Annotated in this window: 16 protein-coding genes; 6 read left to right on the plus strand and 10 right to left on the minus strand. The window is 64.1% G+C overall.

Annotated elements, in window-relative coordinates:
* Nucleotides 1–50 precede the first annotated feature (50 nt).
* The gene (locus BRX37_RS20390; RefSeq protein ID WP_125989112.1) at nucleotides 51–1733 is read right to left on the minus strand and encodes a GH39 family glycosyl hydrolase; all 1683 of its coding nucleotides are present in this window, start codon (nucleotides 1731–1733) and stop codon (nucleotides 51–53) included.
* A 26-nt stretch (nucleotides 1734–1759) separates the two neighbouring features.
* Nucleotides 1760–4432 carry a TonB-dependent receptor gene (locus BRX37_RS20395; protein WP_125989159.1) on the minus strand — a complete coding sequence of 891 codons (2673 nt, stop codon included), beginning with the start codon at nucleotides 4430–4432 and terminating at the stop codon, nucleotides 1760–1762.
* A gap of 195 nt (nucleotides 4433–4627) precedes the next feature.
* On the opposite strand from BRX37_RS20395, the gene BRX37_RS20400 reads away from it, so the two are divergent.
* Nucleotides 4628–5356, plus strand: a complete 729-nt coding sequence (locus BRX37_RS20400) for a FadR/GntR family transcriptional regulator (protein WP_017498927.1) — start codon at nucleotides 4628–4630, stop codon at nucleotides 5354–5356.
* 72 nt (nucleotides 5357–5428) lie between these two features.
* On the opposite strand, the gene BRX37_RS20405 is transcribed toward BRX37_RS20400, so the two are convergent.
* From BRX37_RS20405 to ectA, 8 genes are all read right to left on the minus strand, one after another.
* Nucleotides 5429–6733 carry a mechanosensitive ion channel family protein gene (locus BRX37_RS20405; RefSeq protein WP_125989114.1) on the minus strand — a complete coding sequence of 435 codons (1305 nt, stop codon included), beginning with the start codon at nucleotides 6731–6733 and terminating at the stop codon, nucleotides 5429–5431.
* Nucleotides 6730–8064 (minus strand): MFS transporter, encoded by a 1335-nt coding sequence (locus tag BRX37_RS20410; RefSeq protein ID WP_125989116.1) that lies wholly within the window; start codon nucleotides 8062–8064, stop codon nucleotides 6730–6732. Before BRX37_RS20410 ends, BRX37_RS20405 begins: the two co-directional genes overlap by 4 nt.
* Nucleotides 8061–9296 carry an MFS transporter gene (locus tag BRX37_RS20415; RefSeq protein WP_097384403.1) on the minus strand — a complete coding sequence of 412 codons (1236 nt, stop codon included), beginning with the start codon at nucleotides 9294–9296 and terminating at the stop codon, nucleotides 8061–8063. The genes BRX37_RS20410 and BRX37_RS20415 overlap by 4 nt, the downstream gene beginning before the upstream one ends.
* 20 nt (nucleotides 9297–9316) lie before the next feature.
* Entirely contained in the window at nucleotides 9317–10759 is a 1443-nt protein-coding gene (locus BRX37_RS20420; RefSeq protein ID WP_125989118.1) for an aspartate kinase, read from the minus strand.
* Complete coding sequence (gene thpD, locus BRX37_RS20425; RefSeq protein WP_125989120.1) at nucleotides 10756–11676, minus strand: ectoine hydroxylase; 921 nt, start codon at nucleotides 11674–11676, stop codon at nucleotides 10756–10758. The genes BRX37_RS20420 and thpD overlap by 4 nt, the downstream gene beginning before the upstream one ends.
* 176 nt (nucleotides 11677–11852) lie before the next feature.
* Nucleotides 11853–12266, minus strand: a complete 414-nt coding sequence (locus BRX37_RS20430) for an ectoine synthase (RefSeq protein ID WP_004208301.1) — start codon at nucleotides 12264–12266, stop codon at nucleotides 11853–11855.
* Between the two features lie 15 nt (nucleotides 12267–12281).
* Nucleotides 12282–13592 carry a diaminobutyrate--2-oxoglutarate transaminase gene (gene ectB, locus BRX37_RS20435; RefSeq protein ID WP_125989122.1) on the minus strand — a complete coding sequence of 437 codons (1311 nt, stop codon included), beginning with the start codon at nucleotides 13590–13592 and terminating at the stop codon, nucleotides 12282–12284.
* 14 nt (nucleotides 13593–13606) lie between these two features.
* The gene (gene ectA / locus BRX37_RS20440; protein ID WP_125989124.1) at nucleotides 13607–14098 is read right to left on the minus strand and encodes a diaminobutyrate acetyltransferase; all 492 of its coding nucleotides are present in this window, start codon (nucleotides 14096–14098) and stop codon (nucleotides 13607–13609) included.
* A gap of 264 nt (nucleotides 14099–14362) precedes the next feature.
* Here ectA and BRX37_RS20445 point away from each other — a divergent pair, with 264 nt between their 5' ends.
* The 5 genes from BRX37_RS20445 to BRX37_RS20465 all read left to right on the plus strand — a co-directional run bounded on the left by BRX37_RS20445 (nucleotide 14363) and on the right by BRX37_RS20465 (nucleotide 18972).
* Nucleotides 14363–14851: a MarR family winged helix-turn-helix transcriptional regulator gene (locus BRX37_RS20445; protein ID WP_169861750.1), complete on the plus strand. Its 489-nt coding sequence runs from the start codon at nucleotides 14363–14365 to the stop codon at nucleotides 14849–14851.
* A 156-nt stretch (nucleotides 14852–15007) separates the two neighbouring features.
* On the plus strand, nucleotides 15008–15280 hold the full coding sequence (locus BRX37_RS20450; RefSeq protein WP_125989128.1) for a hypothetical protein: 273 nt from the start codon (nucleotides 15008–15010) through the stop codon (nucleotides 15278–15280).
* A 133-nt stretch (nucleotides 15281–15413) separates the two neighbouring features.
* Nucleotides 15414–15911: a Csu type fimbrial protein gene (locus tag BRX37_RS20455; RefSeq protein WP_125989130.1), complete on the plus strand. Its 498-nt coding sequence runs from the start codon at nucleotides 15414–15416 to the stop codon at nucleotides 15909–15911.
* A 21-nt stretch (nucleotides 15912–15932) separates the two neighbouring features.
* Entirely contained in the window at nucleotides 15933–16676 is a 744-nt protein-coding gene (locus BRX37_RS20460) for a fimbrial biogenesis chaperone (RefSeq protein ID WP_125989133.1), read from the plus strand.
* Nucleotides 16663–18972: a fimbria/pilus outer membrane usher protein gene (locus BRX37_RS20465; protein WP_318276811.1), complete on the plus strand. Its 2310-nt coding sequence runs from the start codon at nucleotides 16663–16665 to the stop codon at nucleotides 18970–18972. The genes BRX37_RS20460 and BRX37_RS20465 overlap by 14 nt, the downstream gene beginning before the upstream one ends.
* The last annotated feature ends 3 nt before the right edge of the window (nucleotides 18973–18975 follow it).

Below are 18975 nucleotides of genomic sequence, written 5' to 3' on the forward strand. Positions count from 1 at the left end.
CAATCGCCCAGCGTTCCCGGTACGGCTCCGATGCGGCCACAACGGCCATCCTATTGCGCGTCCAGGATCAGCAGGGCGACACCCTGGCGCGGAAGCGCAAGATCGATGCTGGCCGCGCCACGTGGGCCGGCGACAGCGACCGTCTCCGCCTTCATGACCGACGCGGCCTCCAACTGCGCATATTGATCCTGATCGGGCGACTGGGGCGAGCCCATCTTCTTCCAGGCGGCAAAGGCATTGGCATGATCGCCATCCACTCGCCACAGCGTCGCCGAGGACGGCGCAGCCTTCAGTCCCTTCAAGCCGATCTTCAGCTGCGCATCCGGCCCAGCGACATCATCGTCATGATAATGCCAGAGTAGCAAGGCGACCTTGCCGTCCGCTGTGCGGGTGGCGATCGACCCAATATCGGCATCACCCTGGATGCCCTTCGTCATCGCCTGATCGAGCGGGATCTGCGCGCTGTTGACGGTTGAGAGCTTCGTTTCGCCAAGCTGCGCAAACATGCGGAAGACATTGAGAACCGGCAAGTCGACGCCATTGGTCGAGAGCTGGCGATAACCTGCGAACCAGGGCTGATCCTCGAACTCGAACGACCAGGACAGGACACCTTCCAGATTGACCTTTCTCCGTTCCGCCAATTCCCAGATGCGCGCGAAGCTGGCGGCGGTGTAGCTCGAATACATGGTGCCATTGCGATAGTCGTTTTGCGGTCCCGGACAGGCCGCGCAGCCTTCGGGATCGCTTTCGCCGATCACCACCGGCTTCCCGGCCAGCGACGGGATCGACAGCACTTTGGTAAAGCCGCGATCCGCTTCCCGCAAATGGGTCGCGATCCCCATGCGGACATGGCCATCGACAAATTCCGGCCGGCCCTTGGCATGGAAGGACAGGAAGTCGGTGGGCGTCCCGGTCTGGCCGGTCACATAATTCTTGCCGGACGACACATGCTTCAGGAAGCCGTCCATGAAAGCGCCGCCAGCGCCCGCAACGTCCGGACCACCGACCCGCGCGGTTGGCAGCGCGCGGCGCACCGCGCTGATCGCATAGTCATGCAGCTTGTAGAATTCCTCTGGCGAAGCGGTCCAGTAGAAGGGCGAGTTCGGCTCGTTCCAGACCTCGAAATACCATTTCTCGACCTCGGCCTTGCCGTATTTCTCGATATTGTGCAGCGTCCACTGATAGACCAGTTCCGCCCATTTCTCGTAATCCTTGGGGGGATAGGTCCAGCCAGTCGCGATCAGCTTGTAATCGAACCCGGGCCGCCAGCTATGCTGATAGGGCGTGCCCGCCGGCGCGGAAGACATGGCTTCGGGCATGAAACCGATCTGGAGATAAGGTCGGACGCCGCGTGCCAGATAGGTGTCGATGATGCCGTCCACGACTTTCCAGTCATAGACCGGCTTGCCGTCCCTGGTTTCGGTATAGGCGTTGCTGCTGCCCCATTTGAAGGCGGCCGTGCCATCCCCGCTGCTCAACAGGTTATGGGCACGGAAATAGACCTCGCCCTTCTTCAGTTCGCCCAGTTCGACCAGCAATTTCCGGCCGTCCTTCATGGTCGCATAATTGGGCTCGTCTGCGCCGAAGAAGCGCCAGACGGGCGGCAGCTTGCCTGCTGGCTTGGCCGCGTCCACGCTGATCGCGACCTGCCGGGCCGGCGCTGTCTGGGCATGGGCCAGTTGCGGCAGCGCGAGCAGCACCGACAGGGACGTGATCACTCGGGAAATGGTCATGGAACATCCTCTCGATATGGGCTTGTTCAAAGCTTTGCCCGGAAACCAAGGGCGAAGGTGCGCGTGTAGAGAACCGTGTCGCGCGGATAGAGATTGGGGTCGTTGAACGAGGTTTGATAGAGATTTTTCAGAATGTTGGTCGCGTCGAACACGACCGTGAACTGAGGATTGATCTCATAGGACAAAGACAGGTCGAGATTGCTGATCGCGCCATTCGTGATGAAGTTGGGATTGACCCCGGTAAAATGCAGACCGGCATTATATTTGTCGCGCCAGACATAGGAGGCTCGACCGGAAAAGCCGCCCTTTTCATAGATGAAGGTGGCGGTACCGGAATATTTGGACACATTCTGGAAGGGGATGTCCATATAGCCGGTGACGCCGGGCAACGGCGAGAGCGCCTTGTTTTTGCCATCGATATAGGTGCCGTTGGCACTGATGCCGATGCCGTCCAGCCATTGCGGCAATCCCTTGGGGAAAAAGGTGAAGCCGCCCTCGATCCCCTGAAGCCGGCCCGAACCGGAATTTTCCGGGCGGGTGATCTGATAGACGCCATTGTCCAGGCCCAGATAATCGATGTCGAAATTGCTGGTGACCGACTGGATGAAGCCCTTGACGTCGCGACGGAAGATGGTCGCGGTGATCGAGCTGGAGCGGTCGATATACCATTCGAGCGACAGGTCGTAATTGTCGGAACGGATCGGTTTCAGATCGGCGTTGCCGCTGGTGCCACGGCCGAACGGTTGCTGACCGGGTACCGGTGGCGTCAAAGTGAGCGCCGGATTGAGCTGTGCGAAGCTCGGGCGCGTGATCGTCTTGCTGGCAGCGAAGCGCAGGAAGAGATTGTCCTTCAGCTTGTAGCGCAGCGCCAGGCTGGGCAACACATCCGTGCTCTTGTTCCGGATCGTGACGGGTGAGGTGGCGCCGCGCAGAACCAGGAAGGCATTGGATGTGATGTCGGTGCGGATCACGCGCACGCCGACCTGCCCGTCCAGTTGTCCGACCTCGATATTGGCCTGGCCATAGCCAGCCTGGTTTTTCTCCTTGATGTCGAAATGCTGGGTATCCTGGAAAGCCGGATCGCCGGGCGCGAGACCGAATAATTGCCGCAGCGATCCGATATTGTTCAGCAGATAGTCGGTGCCCGGCGTTGCCCATTGCTCCACGAACTTGCCGGTTCCCGTATCGAATCCGCCAGGTGTCACCGTCATCAGCCCCGGCAGGCTGGCCGCCTTGACAGCATAGCATTTGACCGAAACCGCCGGACCGCAATTCACGGTCTGGGTGAAACTGTCCGACTGCGCATCGCGCTGGCTGAGCCGAAGGCCCGTATCCAGCCCGGAAAAGATCAGGAAAGGCGCGCGGTAGGAGAGATCGCCCCGCCAGGCCCATTCCCTGCCGTCGCCGATCGTGCGCGTGGTGGACAGGCGAGACAGATAATAGCGGTCCGGATCGGCAATGTCGTCATTGGGCAGGGAGAAATAGGGGGTGCCCGATCCATCATTGAAGACGGCATCGGTGCGGGACGCGATGAAGTCGACGTCCAGATTATTGCCGACATCGGTGGCCTCAGACCTTGTGTAGGACAGTTCCGTCGCGGCCTTCCAGTCGTTGGCCTCCCAATCCGCACCGATCGCCCCTTGCCAGCGATCCGCCTTGTTTCGGTAGGCCGTGCCGAAATTGGCGACACGCCCGCCGCTGATGCTGAGCGATTCTACCAGCTTGGTATCGCCCACGAATGCGAGCGGCGAGCGCAATGTGCCGTTCATCGACGTGAAATTCTGATTGCCGTTGCCGCGTTCGCGATAGCCGTAGAAAAGGCCGTCGGCATGAATGGTCAGGCGATCATCCGGCGCCCATTGCAGCGTGGCATTGACGGCCGGGCGGGTCCGGGTACCGATGCGGTCGAAGGCACCGATAACGTCGGTCCGAAACACGGCAGGGTCATTTGCGCCGTTACCGCGCGGGTCGAGCGGGACGCCCGGGGTGTAGGGCGCGCGGCTATTGTCGAGATTATAGCCGAAATATCCGCCGCTATAGACCGTGAAGTCGCGATAGCGGGTCTTGTGGTAGGAGACGCTCACCAATGCGCCAATCTCGCCGATGCCGGTCGACCAGCGATTGCTGATGAGCGCGCTGGCATAGGGATCGATCGTATCGGGCTGCTCGCTATAGACTTCGCGTCCGGCCAGCGCGACTTCCAGCCCCTTGAAGTCGAAGGGCCGGCGGGTGCGCACGTTGATGAGCCCGGCAATGCCGCCTTCCAGTTGATCGGCGGAACGCGATTTGTAGACGTCGACGCCGGCAACCAGGTCTGCCGGCACATCGGCCAGCGACAGGGAACGGCCGGTGGTACTGAAAATGTTGCGGCCGTTGACCAATGTCACGACGTCGGGAAGGCCACGGATCAGCACGGTCGCGGATTCGCCGCGCGCGCGGGGCGAAACCTGGATGCCGGGCACGCGCTGAAGCGCCTCGACCACATTGTTGTCGGGTAGCTTGCCGATATCCTCGGCAACGACAGAATCCACCAACTGCTGCGCATTACGCTTGATGTTTTGTGCCGACGAAAGGCTGGCTCGCATGCCGGTGACGATGATGTCGACATCGCTCACGCCCGTCCCGCTCGCCTCCGCATCACCCTGTGCCACGGCCTCTTGCGCCGCCAGCAACGCGACCAATGAGATGGACAGCTTCATAGCGCCTTTCATCACAGCAATCCCTCCGAGTCATTTTTATTTCTCATACTAGATTATGCGAATTAAAGGTGGTTTCAAGCGATATTTTGACGGAGTAATAGGGACATGTCGAAAATTCTCCACTTTTCCTCATACCAGTTCTGGCAAATGTCGGATCTGGCTTGACGATCGCAGCCGCAAATCGGACGAGAACCTATGACGCAAGCAGATGAGCACCCACTGTCCCGCCCCGCCAGCCAGCCCCAGCGCGCCGTGCACGACAGGATCGCGCATGACCTGGGCATCGCCATCGTGGGCGGCCGCTATCAGCCGGGAGACATATTGCCAGGCGAGGAGCGCTATAGCGCCGAACAGGGCATCTCGCGGACCGCCTATCGTGAGGCGGTCCGCGTCCTGTCAGCCAAGGGGCTGGTCCATAGCCGGACGAAGAGCGGCACGCGCATCAACGACCGGCTTCGCTGGAACATGCTGGACCTGGACGTTCTTGCATGGATGTTCGAAGCCGGACCCACGCCCGAGTTTCTCCGCGACATCTTCGAATTGCGTATCGTAGTGGAGCCGGCCGCGGCCCAGTTTGCAGCGCTGCGCCGTGATACGCAGGACATTTCACGCATGGGTCATGCGCTCGAGGAAATGCGGCGCTGCGGACTCCAGACGATGGAGGGACGCGCAGCCGACCAGAATTTTCACCGCCAGATCTTGCTCGCAACCCGCAATGAATCCCTCATCACGCTCGCGACATCGGTCACGGCGGTAGTTGCCTGGACCACGCGCTTTGCGCGCGATGAGCGCCAGGAGTCGCGCGATCCGATGCCCGACCATGACGCCGTTTTCGACGCGATCATGCGAGGAGACGGTGAGGATGCACGTTCGAAAATGCTGCTGCTGATCGGCAATGCATCGAGCGATGCCGGCATGCTGTGAACGAGAAAAACTATTTCTCATACCAGATATTGCAGTATCCGGCAGCAGACCGAACGGAACAACCCGCGCCGTTCACCCCACCTGACACAGCGCTCGCGCTTCGAGCGCGCCCTGCCCGTTCCATATCCGGGTGCCCGACATGAGCTGCCCCAGATCGCTTCCCGCAGGCCGCTGGAACAGGCGCAGCCCGAATTCGGGCAGGATCGCGATCAGATGGTCGAAAATATCGGCCTGTATGCCTTCATATTCGGCCCAGACAATGGTGTTGGCGAAGGCGTAGATTTCCAGCGGCAGTCCATGTTCGCTGGGCGCCAGTTGGCGCACCAGCAGGGTCTGGTCGGGCCGGATATTGGGATGCGCGCGCAGATAGGCCAGCACATAGGCGCGAAAGGTGCCGATATTGGTCAGCCGCCGGCCATCCAGCCTGTTGTCTGCCGCATGGTCCCCATTCCAGCGCGCGAGATCATCCTGCTTGTCGTGCAGATAGGTCCGGAGCAGGCCGAAGCGCGCGACCGCCTCCAGCCCTGCCTCATCGAGAAAGCCGACGCTGTTCTGGTCGATCACCAATGCCCGCATGATCCGGCGGCCGCCCGATTCCTGCATCCCGCGCCAGTTGCGAAAACTCTCGCTGATCAGCCTGTGCGTCGGGATGGTGGTGATGGTGCGATCGAAATTCTGGACCTTCACCGTGTGCAGCGCGATGTCGATCACGTCGCCATTGGCGTCGAGCTGCGGCATCTCGATCCAGTCGCCCACCCGGATCATGTCGTTGGAGCCGATCTGGACGGATGCGACCAGCGACAGGATCGTGTCCTTGAACACCAGCATCAGCACGGCCGCCATCGCCCCCAGCCCCGACAATAGCAGCAAGGGCGACTGGTCCATCAGCGCCGCGATCATCAGGATGCTCGCCGCGCCATAGACCAGCAGCTTGGCCACCTGGACATATCCCTTGATCGGCCGGTTCGCGGCATCGGGGCGGCGCTGATACAGGTCGTTGCCGAGCGTTAGCAGGCCGCTCAAGGCGATGGCCAGCGTCAGGATGATGAAGGCGGTGCTCAGGCTGGCGATGAAGCCGGCGAGCCTGACCGGCAGATGCGGGACAGCGGCGACGCCCGACTGGATGATAAGCGCCGGCACGATGTTGGACAGGCGCGCAACGACGGCACCAATATGCGCGGCCTCGACCCGGAACGGCAGATGATCGATCAGTCGCAGCAGCAGGGTCAGGACGATACGCTTGGCCACCCAGTTGGCCGCCCAGGCGAATGCGCCAAGCAGCAGCAATCCCGTCACGGCCTGCAACCAGACATTGTCGACATAGCCGCGGGTCAGGATCTGGAGGCTGTCCGACGCGATATAGAGCTGGCTGATCATGCGGGACGCTCCCGTCCGAACGGATCGTCGCGGAGCGACCGGCCTGCCGTTTCCGGCATGAAGCGGAGCGCTATCAGGCCGATGATGCAGGCCGCCATCATGTAGAAGGCCGGCATGAGTTCATTGCCGGTCACGCCGATCAGCGCGCTGCCGATCGCCGGCGCCGTGCCGCCGAACAGCGAGGTCGACAGATTATAGGCGATCGCGAAGCCGGCGAAGCGCGCGGCGGTGGGGAACAGCGCCGGGAAGGTCGCCGAAATCGTCGCCAGTTGCGGCACATAGAGCAGGCCGAGCAGGACGAAGCCGATGATCGCGCCGACCAGGCCCGTCGCCATAAGCATGTAGAGCGGCACCACCGCGACCAGCAGGCCAATGAGCGACAGCCGCCACATCGGCCGCCGCCCGATCCGATCGGACATATGGCCGGCGATCGGCAGGAAGAGCATCATGAAGAGCATGCCGATGATCGGCACCACCAGAGCCTCGTCCGGGGACAGGCCGATGCGGCGCTGCAAATAGGTCGGCATGTAGCTGAGCAGCGTATAATTGACGACGTTGAGCGCCACGACCAGCCCGCCCACGACCAGCATCGGCCGCTTATGATCACGCAGCAGCCGGGAAAGGGACGGCGATCCGCTGCCTTCGGCCGCCTGCTCGCGGAAGACCGGCGTGTCCTCCATCCGCGACCGCAGATACATGCCAATGAGGCCCATGGGCGCGGCCACCAGGAAGGGAATGCGCCAGCCCCAGGCATGCATGACCGCGTCCCCCAGCAGCAACGAAAAACCCAGCATCAGCGCCGCACCGAAGGAGAAGCCGGCGAGCGTGCCGAACTCCAGGAAGCTACCATAGAAGCCGCGTCGGGCGTCGGGCGCATATTCGGCCATGAAGGTCGCGGCCCCGCCATATTCTCCGCCAGTGGAAAAGCCCTGCACCATGCGCAAGATGATGAGCAGCGCGGGCGCCGCCCAGCCGATCTGCGCATAAGCGGGGATGAGGCCGACGGCCAGCGTCGCGCCCGACATCAGCAATATGGTCAGCGCCAGCACCGACTTGCGCCCCAGCCGGTCGCCCAGCGGTCCCCAGAACAGGCCACCCAATGGCCGGACGAGGAAGGAAATGGCAAAGGTCGCCAGCGCGAACAGAATGGCATCGTCCACCGCGCCGGGAAAGAGCGCGGCGGAAATATAGGTCACGCCATAGGCATAGATGCCATAGTCGAACCATTCGGTGGCATTGCCCAGCGCCGACGCGGCGATGGCCCGGCGCAGGGTGGCCTTGTCGGCCTGCACCGGGACAGCAGGGCTGGCAGGAACGGCGGAAGCGGTCATTCAGTCTGTCCGTCTACGGTATTGGGATCGAGCAGCGAGGCCACCGGCGTGGTGCGCGGCACGATCTGGAAGTCCTGCTGGTCGGGCACCGGCACGGGCGGCGTCGCCGTCTGGCGCCAGAGGCCGAAGGCCAGCGTCGCGCCGGCACACAGGGCAATGAAGAGAAAGAGGCCGCTCGTCGGCGCCAGGCTCATCAGCAGCGCAGCGCCGAGCGGACCGATCGCCGCGCCGACCGAATAGAGCAGCACCAGCCGCCCGCTCGCCGCGACCCGCTCGGTCGCCAGCAGCCGGTCGTTGCAGTGGGCGACGCAGAGCGGATAGAGGGCGAAACTGAGGCCGCCGAACAGGGCGCCAAGCGCCAGCAGCAGCGGGCCGCCCGACACCAGCATCGCCAGCGCCGTGCAGACAGCCAGCGTCGCGGCAAAGCAGCCGACGATCACCCGGCGCCGGTCGAGCCGGTCCGACAGGCGCCCCAACGGCCATTGCAGCGCGACGCCGCCCAGGATGACGATCATCATGAAACTGGCGGTCGCGCCAAGATCCAGCCCCAGCCGGCGCACATGCACCGCCGCCATGCCATAGAAGGCGCCCAGCATCAGCCCGGTCGCAACCGAGCCGACCGTGCCGAGCGGCGAGGCGGCATAAAGGGCGCGGATGGTGAAGGCTTGGGCATCGACCGGCGCGGGCGCGCTGCTGCGCGTCAGGCAGAGCGGGATGATGGCCAGGGAAATGAGAATGGAGGCGATCTGGAATGGCACCGCCGGCAACGCACCGCTGGCGCCCAGCAGCAATTGCCCGACCGCCTGCCCTGAATAAAGCGCGACCATATAGGCGGCGAGCACGCTGCCGCGCGTTTCCGCCTCCGCCCGGTCGTTGAGCCAGCTTTCCAGACAGATGAACACGCCCGCCACGCAGATGCCGTCGATCAGGCGCAGGCAGGCCCAGAAGAGCGGATATTGGACGAGTGCATAGGCCAATGTGCTGGCCGACAGCAGCGAGACGAAGGCGGCGAAGGCGCGGATATGCCCCACCTGTCGCACGATCGCCCCGGCGCGCAACGCACCCACCACAAGTCCACCGAAATAGGCGGTGGCGACCGCACCGATCGCCATCGTGCCCGCCCCTGCCCGCTCCAGCCGCAGGCCGATCAGCGTGGACAGGAAGCCGCTGCCCGCCATCAACATGAAGATGGCGAGCAGCAGGCTGCGGACGGGGTGGATCGCGGCGAACATGGGGGATGACCGGAGGCGGATCAGGCCGCGCGCCGATCCTCCGCCGGTTCCGCCCCGTCCTCCACCAAGGCGCGGTGCAGCGCCCCCACGGCGGTTTCATAATGATCGACATCGACGATGAACTGGACGTCGACATTGCGGATCTGGTGCTGCATCGCGACGATCGGCACATGGGCATCGGCCAGCGCTCGAAGGGCATCGGGCACCAGCCCCGGCCGCGCGATGTCGCTGCCGATGACCGACACGATCGCCACCGGCTGGGCCGATATGGCAGCGTCGGGATAGCGCGCCTGCAAATCCGCGATCACCCGCTTCACCGTCGCCGCATCGGCGGACAGATAATGGGTGATGGTGTTGGCGTTGGACGCCTTGCTGACGATCCAGGCGCCATGGCGGGCCAGCGCATCCAATATCGCCGCGTCATAGCCTTTCACGCCGACCATATCCTGCTCGAAGAACTGAAGCGCCTGCGCTTGGCGCACGCCAGTGACGATCTCGACGCGCGGCGTGTCGGAGACATAGGCGCCGCAGATCAGCGTCCCGCCATCTTCCCGGTCGAATGTGTTGCGCACCCGCAGTGGAATGTCGGTCTGGCGCAGCCCCCGGCCGGCGCCGGGATGGATCGCCTCCATCCCCAGATTGGCAAGCTGGTCCGCCACGTCATAGTTGGTGCGGCCGATCTTGCGCGCCTTGTCCGTGCCGACCAGGCGCGGGTCCGCACTCGACAGGTGGAACTCCTTGTGGATGATCGCCTCGCGCGCCTTGGTCAGTACGGCAATGCGCGAAAAGGTCATTTCCGAATAGCCACGGGCATAGAGGCGCACCATGCCCTCGCTGCATCCGGCATAGCCGGTGACGATCGGCAGGGTGGTTGCCAGATCGATCGGCGCGAACGCCTGGCCGATCCGGTCGTCCAGCTCGCGCATGTCCTGCTGGTCCCACAGGGTCAGGTCGACAAACTGCGCATTGACGCCCCGGTCGCGCAGCAGCAGCGCGGTCGAATGCGCGCTATGCGCTTCGCCGAGACCCGCCAGCAGTTCGCGCACCGTCACCAGCTGTTCCTTGACGCAGAAGCGACCATGGCTGCGCAGCCGCGCCAGATCGTCAAGGCAGGCGGCGACCGCATCGATCCGCATGTCGACAAAGGCATTGGCCTCCGCCAGCCGGTCGGCGCGGACGAACATCGTCGCATTGCGCTCCTGCATGGCGCGGCGCACCGCCTCCATCGCCTGGCGCCAGCCGTCCGCATCCTCGTCCGCCACGAAGCGGGCATAGACACCCGGTTCGCCGCTTTTCTTGTGCTCCAGCAGCAGGTCGGTCATGCCGGCATAGGCCGACACGACGAAGATGCGGTTGTAAAGGTCCGCGCCCTTGCGGCCGGCAATCAGCACATTGTCGAACAATGTCGCGGTCGCGGCCATGGATGTGCCGCCGATCTTCTCGACGCTATGGGGATTGCTCATGCCAGCGCCTCTTCCATCAGGGGGCCGGTGATGGGCGTGATGACCGGCGGTTCGCCGCGCGCGGCGATGAAGGCAGGGCGCGGCCGGTCGACACCAAAGGGCGCCTCCAGCCGGTTGGACACCGCATTATAGACCAGAAAGGCATTGGCGCGCGGGAAAGGCGTGATGTTGCCGTTCGACCCGTGCATGATGTTGCAGTCGAAGATCACCACCGATCCGGGCTTGCCGGTCGGCGCGACAATGCCATGATCGTGCGCCAGTTCGGCCAGGCTGTCCTCGTCGGGAACGCCATATTCCTGGCGCTTGAGCGACTGGCGATAATGGTCCTCGGGCGTCTCGCCGACGCAGGTCAGATACTGGCGATGCGATCCGGGGATCAGCATCAGCGGGCCGTTATGCGGCGTATTTTCCGCCAGCAGCACGGACATGGACAGTGCGCGCATGCGCGGCATGCCATCCTCCACATGCCAGGTCTCGAAATCGCTGTGCCAGTAGAATTCCTTGCCCTGGAAACCGGGCTTATAGTTGAGCCGCGACTGGTGGATATAGACATCGTCACCCAGCAGGAAGCGGGCCACGCCAGCCAGGCGGCTGTCCGCCGCCAGCCGCTCGATCACCCGGCTCTGGGCATGGATGCGGAAGATGGAACGGACTTCCTTGCCGCCCGGTTCGGTGATCACCGTTTCGGCTTCCAGCGCATCGGGATCAGCCAGCAGCTTGCGGGCCTCGTGCTGGAGGAAGGCGACTTCCGCGTCGGAGAAAATGTCTTCCAGCACCAGATAGCCGTCGCGGTCGAAGGCATCGGCTTGGTCGCGGCTAATCGGCGCGCCGGCGCTCCAGTCGGCATGGACGACCGGATCGTGGCGCGGCAGGAATTCCGCCATGTCGGCATGGCGGGACGGGTAGAGGTCTTTCATGGGACTCCCCCTTTTTCAATCTAAGGTAATAAAGGCGTGGCTGGCTCGGGCAGGCCCCAAGCCAGAGCTTGATCCGTTCATACTGAATCGGATCAAGCTCCAATTTTCGTTGTTGTCCGCATTTTCCGAGTCAGCAGATGTGGCCATCTGCTTTGAAAATGCTGGAGCGTCACGCATCAGTCGGCCAGCGCAGGCTCGCGCGCGGCGCTGATATCGGCGGGATAGGCGCCATTCTCGTCATGCACTTCCTTACCGGTGACCGGCGGATTGAAGGTGCAGGCGCACAATATATCGGTTTCCGGCCGCACGATATGCTGGTCATGGGCATTGAGCGCATACATGACGCCGGGCGCCAGCTGATGGGTGATGCCGGTGCCCAGATCCTCGATCGTGCCGGTGCCCTTGAGCACCAGCACCGCCTCCAGATGGTTCTGGTAGTGCATGTGCAGTTCCTCGCCCGCGTACATGGTGGTGACGTGGAAGGAAAAGCCCATATTGTCGTCCTTCAGCAGAAGGCGGGCGCTTTCCCAGCCCTTGGACTTCACATTGCGGTCGGACTTGCGGATGTCCTGAAGCTTGCGAACGATCATGTCTGAAATCTCCTCTTATTCTGCGGCGACGCCATAGGTGACGGTCAGCGCGGACCGGATGCTCTCCTCGAGAATGTCGAGCCCGGCCGACAGCACGGCGTCCTCGATCACGAGGGGCGCCAGTATCTTGACGATCTCGTCATGCGCGCCGCTGGTTTCGATGATGAGCCCCTGCGCAAAGCAGGCGGCGGTGATGGTCTGAGCGACTTCGCCCGATCCGACGTCGATGCCGCGCATCATGCCGCGGCCGCGCGTCGACAGGCCATGTTCGGCCGCCATCGCGTCCAGCCGCCGTTCCAGCAGCGCGCCGCGACGGGCGATATCCTGTTCGAACTGCGCATCGCCCCAGAAATGGCGCAGCGCGGCGGTGGCGGTGACGAAGGCATGGTTATTGCCTCGGAAGGTGCCATTATGTTCACCCGGCGCCCATTGATCCAGTTCCGGACGGAACAGGGTGAGCGCGAAGGGCAGGCCCATGCCCGACAGCGACTTCGCCATGGTGACGATGTCGGGGGTGAAGCCCATGCCTTCGAAGCTGAAGAAATTGCCGGTGCGGCCACAGCCGGCCTGGATGTCGTCGACGATCATCAGCGCGCCATGGCGCCTGGCGATCTCGGCGATCCGGCGCAGCCATTGCGGCGAGGCGGCATTGAGGCCGCCTTCCCCCTGCACCGTTTCCACCAGGATGGCGGCCGGCGCGTCGAGGCCGCTCGACGGATCGGACAGGCGCCGTTCCAGTAGGTCGGCGGTATCGACATTGGGACCATGATAGCCGTCATAGGGTTCATGGGCGACATGGCTCAGCGGCACGCCCGCGCCGCCGCGCTTGGCGGCATTGCCGGTGCAGGCGAGCGCGCCCAGCGTCATGCCGTGAAAGCCGTTGGTGAAGGCGATCACCAGTTCGCGACCGGTGATCTTGCGCGCCAGCTTGATCGCGGCCTCGACCGCATTGGTGCCGGTCGGCCCGGTGAACATGGCGCGATAATCAAGCCCGCGGGGACGCAGGATCACATCCTCCAGCGTGGCAAGGAAGTCGGCCTTGGCATCGGTGTGCAGGTCGAGGCCATGGGTGATGCCGTCGCCGGCGATATAGTCGACCAGCGCGGCCTTCAGGACCGGGTGATTGTGGCCATAATTGAGCGTGGAGCAACCCGACAGGAAATCGAGATAGCGGCCGCCCTGATTGTCGTGCATCCACACGCCTTCCGCACGGTTGAACTGACGCGGCATGGCGCGGGCATAGCTGCGCACGGCGGACTCGCGCCGCTCATAAATGGCCGTGTCGGGCATGGTGCTGGTGGGTTTGGGCTGGGTCGTGACGGTCATGGTTTCAATCTCTCTCAACTCTGTGCCGGGGTCGGCAGCGGGCCGATGCGCGCCTGCCATTCGGTGGCGTGGGCGCCGGCAAAATGGGCCTGTTCTTCAAAGCGGGCGGTCTTTTCGATCCGAACGCCCCACCGCCGCGCCAGCCCCTGGAACAGGGCCCAGGAGGCGCGATTATCGTCGGTGATGGTCGTCGTCAGATGGGTGACGCCGGCCTGCGCGGGCCGGGCCAGCAGCGCCTCGATCATGCGCCCGGCAAGGCGCTGGCCACGCGCGGCGGACGACACCGCGACCTGCCACACGAAAAGATTGTCGGGCGCTGCCGGCGGGCGATAGCCCGATACCCAGCCGACCACCGCACCGCCGCGCTCGGCGACGATGCAGTTGTCGGCAAAGTCCGTGCATTGCAGCAGGTTGCAATAGGCCGAATTGGGATCAAGCGGCGGACAGGCCGCGATCAATCCGCTGATGGCTGGCCCGTCCGTGGCGACGGGCTTGCGTAAGACGATGTCCTGCCCCTCGCCCGATCGAGAGCGCGCAGAAGCCCGTGGCGGCGAAGCAGCCGCTGTAGCTTGGGAATCGAAGATTGTTCATCTCCCGAATTATATTTTACTCGGAGAAGCAGATTCTCCGGCGAGACGGGCGGTTATATGCCGATCATCAGCGCCATCTTCAACCCCGAAGCCGAAATTATATTTCATATGATGAAGTATAGGATGAGGAACTTTTGGCCCCGTTGGCGCTTTGCGGGACTTCGCGCTATGCGCCTTCCCATGGATTCCGAAATTGCCTCCCTGACCCTGCGCGCGCTGCGCCGCGTCCTGCGCGCGACCGAAATCGGCAGCCGTCAGCTGGCGACGACGACCGGGCTCACCCCCTCACAATTGCTGGTGCTGCGGGAAATCGACACGCGCCTGTCCGTCACCCCGTCCGCCGTGGCGCAGGCGCTGCAATTCAGCCAGGCGACGATCACCGCGATCGTCGACCGGCTGGTCGCGCTCGGCTTCGTCCAGCGCCAGCGCGGCGAACGCGACAAGCGCCAGATTCACCTGACCCTGCTGCCCGCCGGCCGCGACGCCCTGGCCGACGCCCCCGACCCGCTGCAGAAGCGCTTCACCGATCGCTTCGACGCCCTCCCCACCTGGGAACAGGCCATGATCCTCGCCGCGACGGAAAGGCTGGCGATGCTGATGGACGCAGATTCGATCGACGCCGCGCCCCTGCTCGACAGCGGCCGGATCGACCGGTCCGAGCCGCTTTGACGCCCCACGGCGCCCCGCCGTCAGCGTCCCCCCCCTTCATAGACTATGCATAGATTCCCTATTCGACGCATCGTCTGCCCTTCGGCCGCCGGTCAGGAATCGCTGTCAGTTGCCGCTTCGATCCGTTAGGAGGGCGCGATGAACGGGGTTATTTGCATGTTTCGCCATTCCGGCCGCACCCTCCTGATTGCAGGATCGATGGCCATCGGCACTGCTGTGCCTGCGCAGCAAGCCGCGCATGGCTCGCTGCTGGTCGGCGCGGTGGTCGTGCAGCCCTGCCGCATTTCCAGCGAACAGGCTGCTGGAAATTGCGGACAATATCATTATCGCATGGTGAAATCGTCCAGCGACAACGGAACAGTCGCCTCCCTTCGCAGCGGCAATATGGATCACAGCCGGCAGGACGACATCCTGTCCTATGAGTTCTGAGGGACCGCCCCCTTGCCTTGCGACGAAGGCGATTTACGCAAAATATTGGTAAAGCCGCCTTTTGCCCAAAAGCGCGTTATTAACCGACATTGACGATACTCCCTCCATCAAAGCTTGAGGTGTTGGAGGACACATGTTTCGTTTCAAACTGGCCGCATCCCTCGCAGCTACGGCCCTGCTCACGGGTCTTGCAGGCACGGCCCAGGCAGCCACCACCACCACGACCTTCCCGGTTACCGCAACCGTGATCAAGGCCTGCGTCGTGTCGGCGACGGCGCTGGCGTTCGGCAATTATGACCCGACCGCAACCGGGCCGACCGACGCCACCTCCACCCTGTCGGTTCTCTGCACGGTCGGCACCACCTACACGGTCGGCCTGACCGCGGGCACGGCATCGGGGGCAACCGTGACCACGCGCAAGATGTCGAGCGGAAGCAATCTGCTGAGCTATGCGCTGTATCAGGATTCGGCGCACACGACCAACTGGGGCAACACGCCTGCGACCGACACCGCCGCCGCGACGGCGCCGGTCGGCACCAATGCCCTGACCGTCTATGGCCGGATCACGGCCGGCCAGAATGTCCCGATCGGCTCCTATAGCGACACCATCACCGTCAACGTCGTCTATTGATCGATCCGGAGCGAGGCGGCCATGCCCAAGATGTTCGCACGACGCGCGGCAGCGGCCCTGCTCGCCCTAGCACAGCCAACCACCGCCTGGGCCGCGACGCTGAAAATCTATCCGGTCCTGGTCGCGCTTGACGACAAGACCCCGGTCGAGACGATGACGATCGAAAATAGCGGCGATGCCCCCGCCCGCATGCAGGTGCGGGTCGTGTCATGGCGGCAGGATAATGGGCAGGATCTGTTCGAGGAAACACGCGACATCCTGGCCAATCCGCCGCTGTTCGAAATAGCCGCAGGCGGGCAGCAGATTGCGCGCTTCGGCCTGCGCACGGCCGCCACACCGACCGAGAAAAGCTATCGCGTCTTCCTGGAGGAAATCCCGACCGATCGCCCGACCGCCGCTGGCGAGATCCGCACATTGCTACGTGTCAGCATCCCCATCTTCGTGACCGCGCCCGGTGCGCAGGCATCCCTGGCGTGGCAGCTGACCGCCACCAGTGACCGGCAGCTCACGCTGACCGCACGCAATGAAGGCAGCGCGCACGTTCATCTCAATCGCCTTGACCTGAAGCGGGCCGACGGCACCGCATTGGCGACGAGGCAGGAATCGATCTACATCCTTCCCGGCGCGACACGCAGCTTCCTGTTCGACATGCAACGACCGGTGCGCGGCGGAGAGAAGCTGACGCTGGAGGCGGCCACCGGCCAGCGCAGCCTGACCGCGGAGCTCGTCCTCCAGTCGGCATCCCATGCCGGTGGGACGCGCTAGCACCCTTCTTGTCCTGCCCTGCGTCGTGGCCAGTTGCGGCATCGCCAGCGCGCAGGACAGCGCGCCGACGACAGGCGCGATTGCGACGACGGCAGACGCGACGGCGCCCACAATGATGCTGGCCTCGGTAACGCTCAACGGCCGGCTGTTGCCAGGCGACTATCTGCTTGCGCAGCGCGCCGGCACATTCCTGGTGCGCGTGAAGGATCTGGCCGCCTGGCGGATGCGCCCGCCGACCGGCACGGCAATGATGATCGATGGCGACGCCTTTGTCGCGCTATCCGCGCTCGGCGGCGTCGCGGCCGCCTTCGACGAGCCCAACCAGGCCCTGTTGCTGACGGTGGCGCCCGAAGCCTTCGAAGCGACCAGCGTTGCGCCGGCCAGCGCCGTCGCCGCGCCCAGCGACAATATGCTCGCCGCCTTCCTCAACTATGACATTTCTGCCGAATATGCCGGCAAGGCGCGCCTGGGCGCCTTCGTGGAGGCGGGGCTGTCCGATGACTGGGGCGTGGTGTCGAACAGCATGCTGCTGGGCAACGGCACGGTCTATGGCCGGGCGACCCGGCTGGACAGCTATTATCTGCGTGACGATCCGATCAACCTGACGCGCCTCGTCATCGGCGATGGCGTAACGGATGCGCGCGACTGGACGCGGCAGATCCGCTTTGGCGGCGTGCGCTTCGGCACCGAGTTCGCCCTGCAGCCAAGCCTCCTGACCTTTCCGACCCCGTCCCTTGCCGGCAGCGCCGCCGTGCCGTCGAACGTGGAGCTGCTGGTGAACGGCACCCAACGCTTCCAGACCGACGTCGGCCAGGGGCCCTTCTCCATCAATCAGGTGCCGCTGGTCACGGGTGCCGGCCAGGTGACGCTGGTGATCCGCGATCCGCTGGGTGTGGAGCGGCGCGTCACGTCCAGCTATTATGTGAGTTCCCGCCTGCTGCGCGCGGGCCTGGCGTCCTGGTCTATGGAGGCAGGAGCCGAACGGCGCGGCTATGGGCTGCGCAGCTTCGGCTATGACAATCCCTTCCTGGCCGGCACCTATCGCCGCGGCCTGACCGACCGGCTGACGATCGAGGGACGGGCCGAAGCCAGCGCCGACGTCACCATGGCCGGCGGCGGCGTCAACATGATCATCGTTCCGATCGGCGAGATCAGCCTGGCCGCAGCGGGATCGACGAGCCAGGCCGGTGAGGGCCTGTTGTATCGGGCGGCCTTCGCCCGCAACGCGCCGACCTGGAACGTCGCTCTCAGTTACCAGCGGGCGTCGAACCGCTATCGCGAAATCGGCGTGGAGCGCGACAGCGAACGGATCGTGGAACAGGTGCAAGGCTCAGCCGGATGGAGCCTGGGCACCATGGGCACGATCGGCGCATCCTATACCAGCCTGACCTATGCCGACAGCCAGTCCGCCCGTGTCCTGTCGGGCAATTACAGCCTGTCCCTGCGCGACAAGGCCTTTGTCAGCGCCTACGCGATCCGCAGCCATTTTTCGGAAAGCGGTCATGAAAACAGCATCGGCTTCAACCTGACCATCCCCTTCGGCCCGCGCAGCAGCGCCTATCTCCAGGCCGATCGGGGTGGCGTGCGGGCGGAAATGCGCAGCACCCCGCCCCAAAGCGGAGGCTGGGGCTATCGGGCGGCGATTTCGACCGGCAGCAATGCGCAGCAACAGGGCGAGATTCTGTGGCGCGGCAATGCGGCGGAGATGACCGCGCAGGTGGACCGTGCCGGCGGACAAACCGGCTGGCGTGTCACCGGCCAGGGCGGGCTGTTGCTGGCCGATGACGCGCTGTTCCCGACCCGCCGGGTGGAAAGCGGCTTTGCCGTGGTGCGCGTGCCCGGCCAGGCCGATGTGCGCATCTATCAGGAAAACCGACTGGTCGCGCGGACAGACGCCCGTGGCATGGCCGTCATTCCCGACCTGCGCCCCTATGAAGTCAATCGCCTCAGCATCGCGGCGGCGGACGTGCCGATCGACATCCGGATGCCCAATGACCAGATCAGGGTGGTGCCGCGCTACCGGGGCGCCGTCAGCGCACGTTTCGTCGCGGTCCGGGAGCATCCGGCGACATTGCGCATCGTCATGCCGGACGGCGCGCCGGCGGAAATCGGCGCCAGCGTCACCGCGGAAGATGAAAGATCCTTCGTCGGCAATGATGGTGCCGTCTTCATCCGCAGCCTTCACCCCGGCATGATGCTGACCGTCGATACGGCACACGGCCCCTGCCATGTTCGGGTCGACGCCGTGCCGGACGAAATGCTACCAGTGATCGGGCCGCTGACATGCGTGCCATAAGGA

This window comes from Sphingomonas sp. S-NIH.Pt3_0716 (assembly GCF_003950715.1).
GTDB lineage: Bacteria > Pseudomonadota > Alphaproteobacteria > Sphingomonadales > Sphingomonadaceae > Sphingobium > Sphingobium yanoikuyae_A.

Bases quoted from the DNA above. Each gene is read 5' to 3' on its own strand.
- BRX37_RS20400 (WP_017498927.1), top strand. From the start codon at position 4,628: ATGACGCAAGCAGATGAGCACCCACTGTCCCGCCCCGCCAGCCAGCCC.
- BRX37_RS20450 (WP_125989128.1), top strand. From the start codon at position 15,008: ATGTTTCGCCATTCCGGCCGCACCCTCCTGATTGCAGGATCGATGGCC.
- BRX37_RS20445 (WP_169861750.1), top strand. From the start codon at position 14,363: ATGGATTCCGAAATTGCCTCCCTGACCCTGCGCGCGCTGCGCCGCGTC.
- BRX37_RS20410 (WP_125989116.1), bottom strand. From the start codon at position 8,064: ATGACCGCTTCCGCCGTTCCTGCCAGCCCTGCTGTCCCGGTGCAGGCC.
- BRX37_RS20405 (WP_125989114.1), bottom strand. From the start codon at position 6,733: ATGATCAGCCAGCTCTATATCGCGTCGGACAGCCTCCAGATCCTGACC.
- thpD (WP_125989120.1), bottom strand. From the start codon at position 11,676: ATGAAAGACCTCTACCCGTCCCGCCATGCCGACATGGCGGAATTCCTG.
- BRX37_RS20455 (WP_125989130.1), top strand. From the start codon at position 15,414: ATGTTTCGTTTCAAACTGGCCGCATCCCTCGCAGCTACGGCCCTGCTC.
- BRX37_RS20390 (WP_125989112.1), bottom strand. From the start codon at position 1,733: ATGACCATTTCCCGAGTGATCACGTCCCTGTCGGTGCTGCTCGCGCTG.
- BRX37_RS20395 (WP_125989159.1), bottom strand. From the start codon at position 4,432: ATGAAGCTGTCCATCTCATTGGTCGCGTTGCTGGCGGCGCAAGAGGCC.
- ectB (WP_125989122.1), bottom strand. From the start codon at position 13,592: ATGACCGTCACGACCCAGCCCAAACCCACCAGCACCATGCCCGACACG.
- BRX37_RS20460 (WP_125989133.1), top strand. From the start codon at position 15,933: ATGCCCAAGATGTTCGCACGACGCGCGGCAGCGGCCCTGCTCGCCCTA.
- BRX37_RS20415 (WP_097384403.1), bottom strand. From the start codon at position 9,296: ATGTTCGCCGCGATCCACCCCGTCCGCAGCCTGCTGCTCGCCATCTTC.
- BRX37_RS20420 (WP_125989118.1), bottom strand. From the start codon at position 10,759: ATGAGCAATCCCCATAGCGTCGAGAAGATCGGCGGCACATCCATGGCC.
- BRX37_RS20430 (WP_004208301.1), bottom strand. From the start codon at position 12,266: ATGATCGTTCGCAAGCTTCAGGACATCCGCAAGTCCGACCGCAATGTG.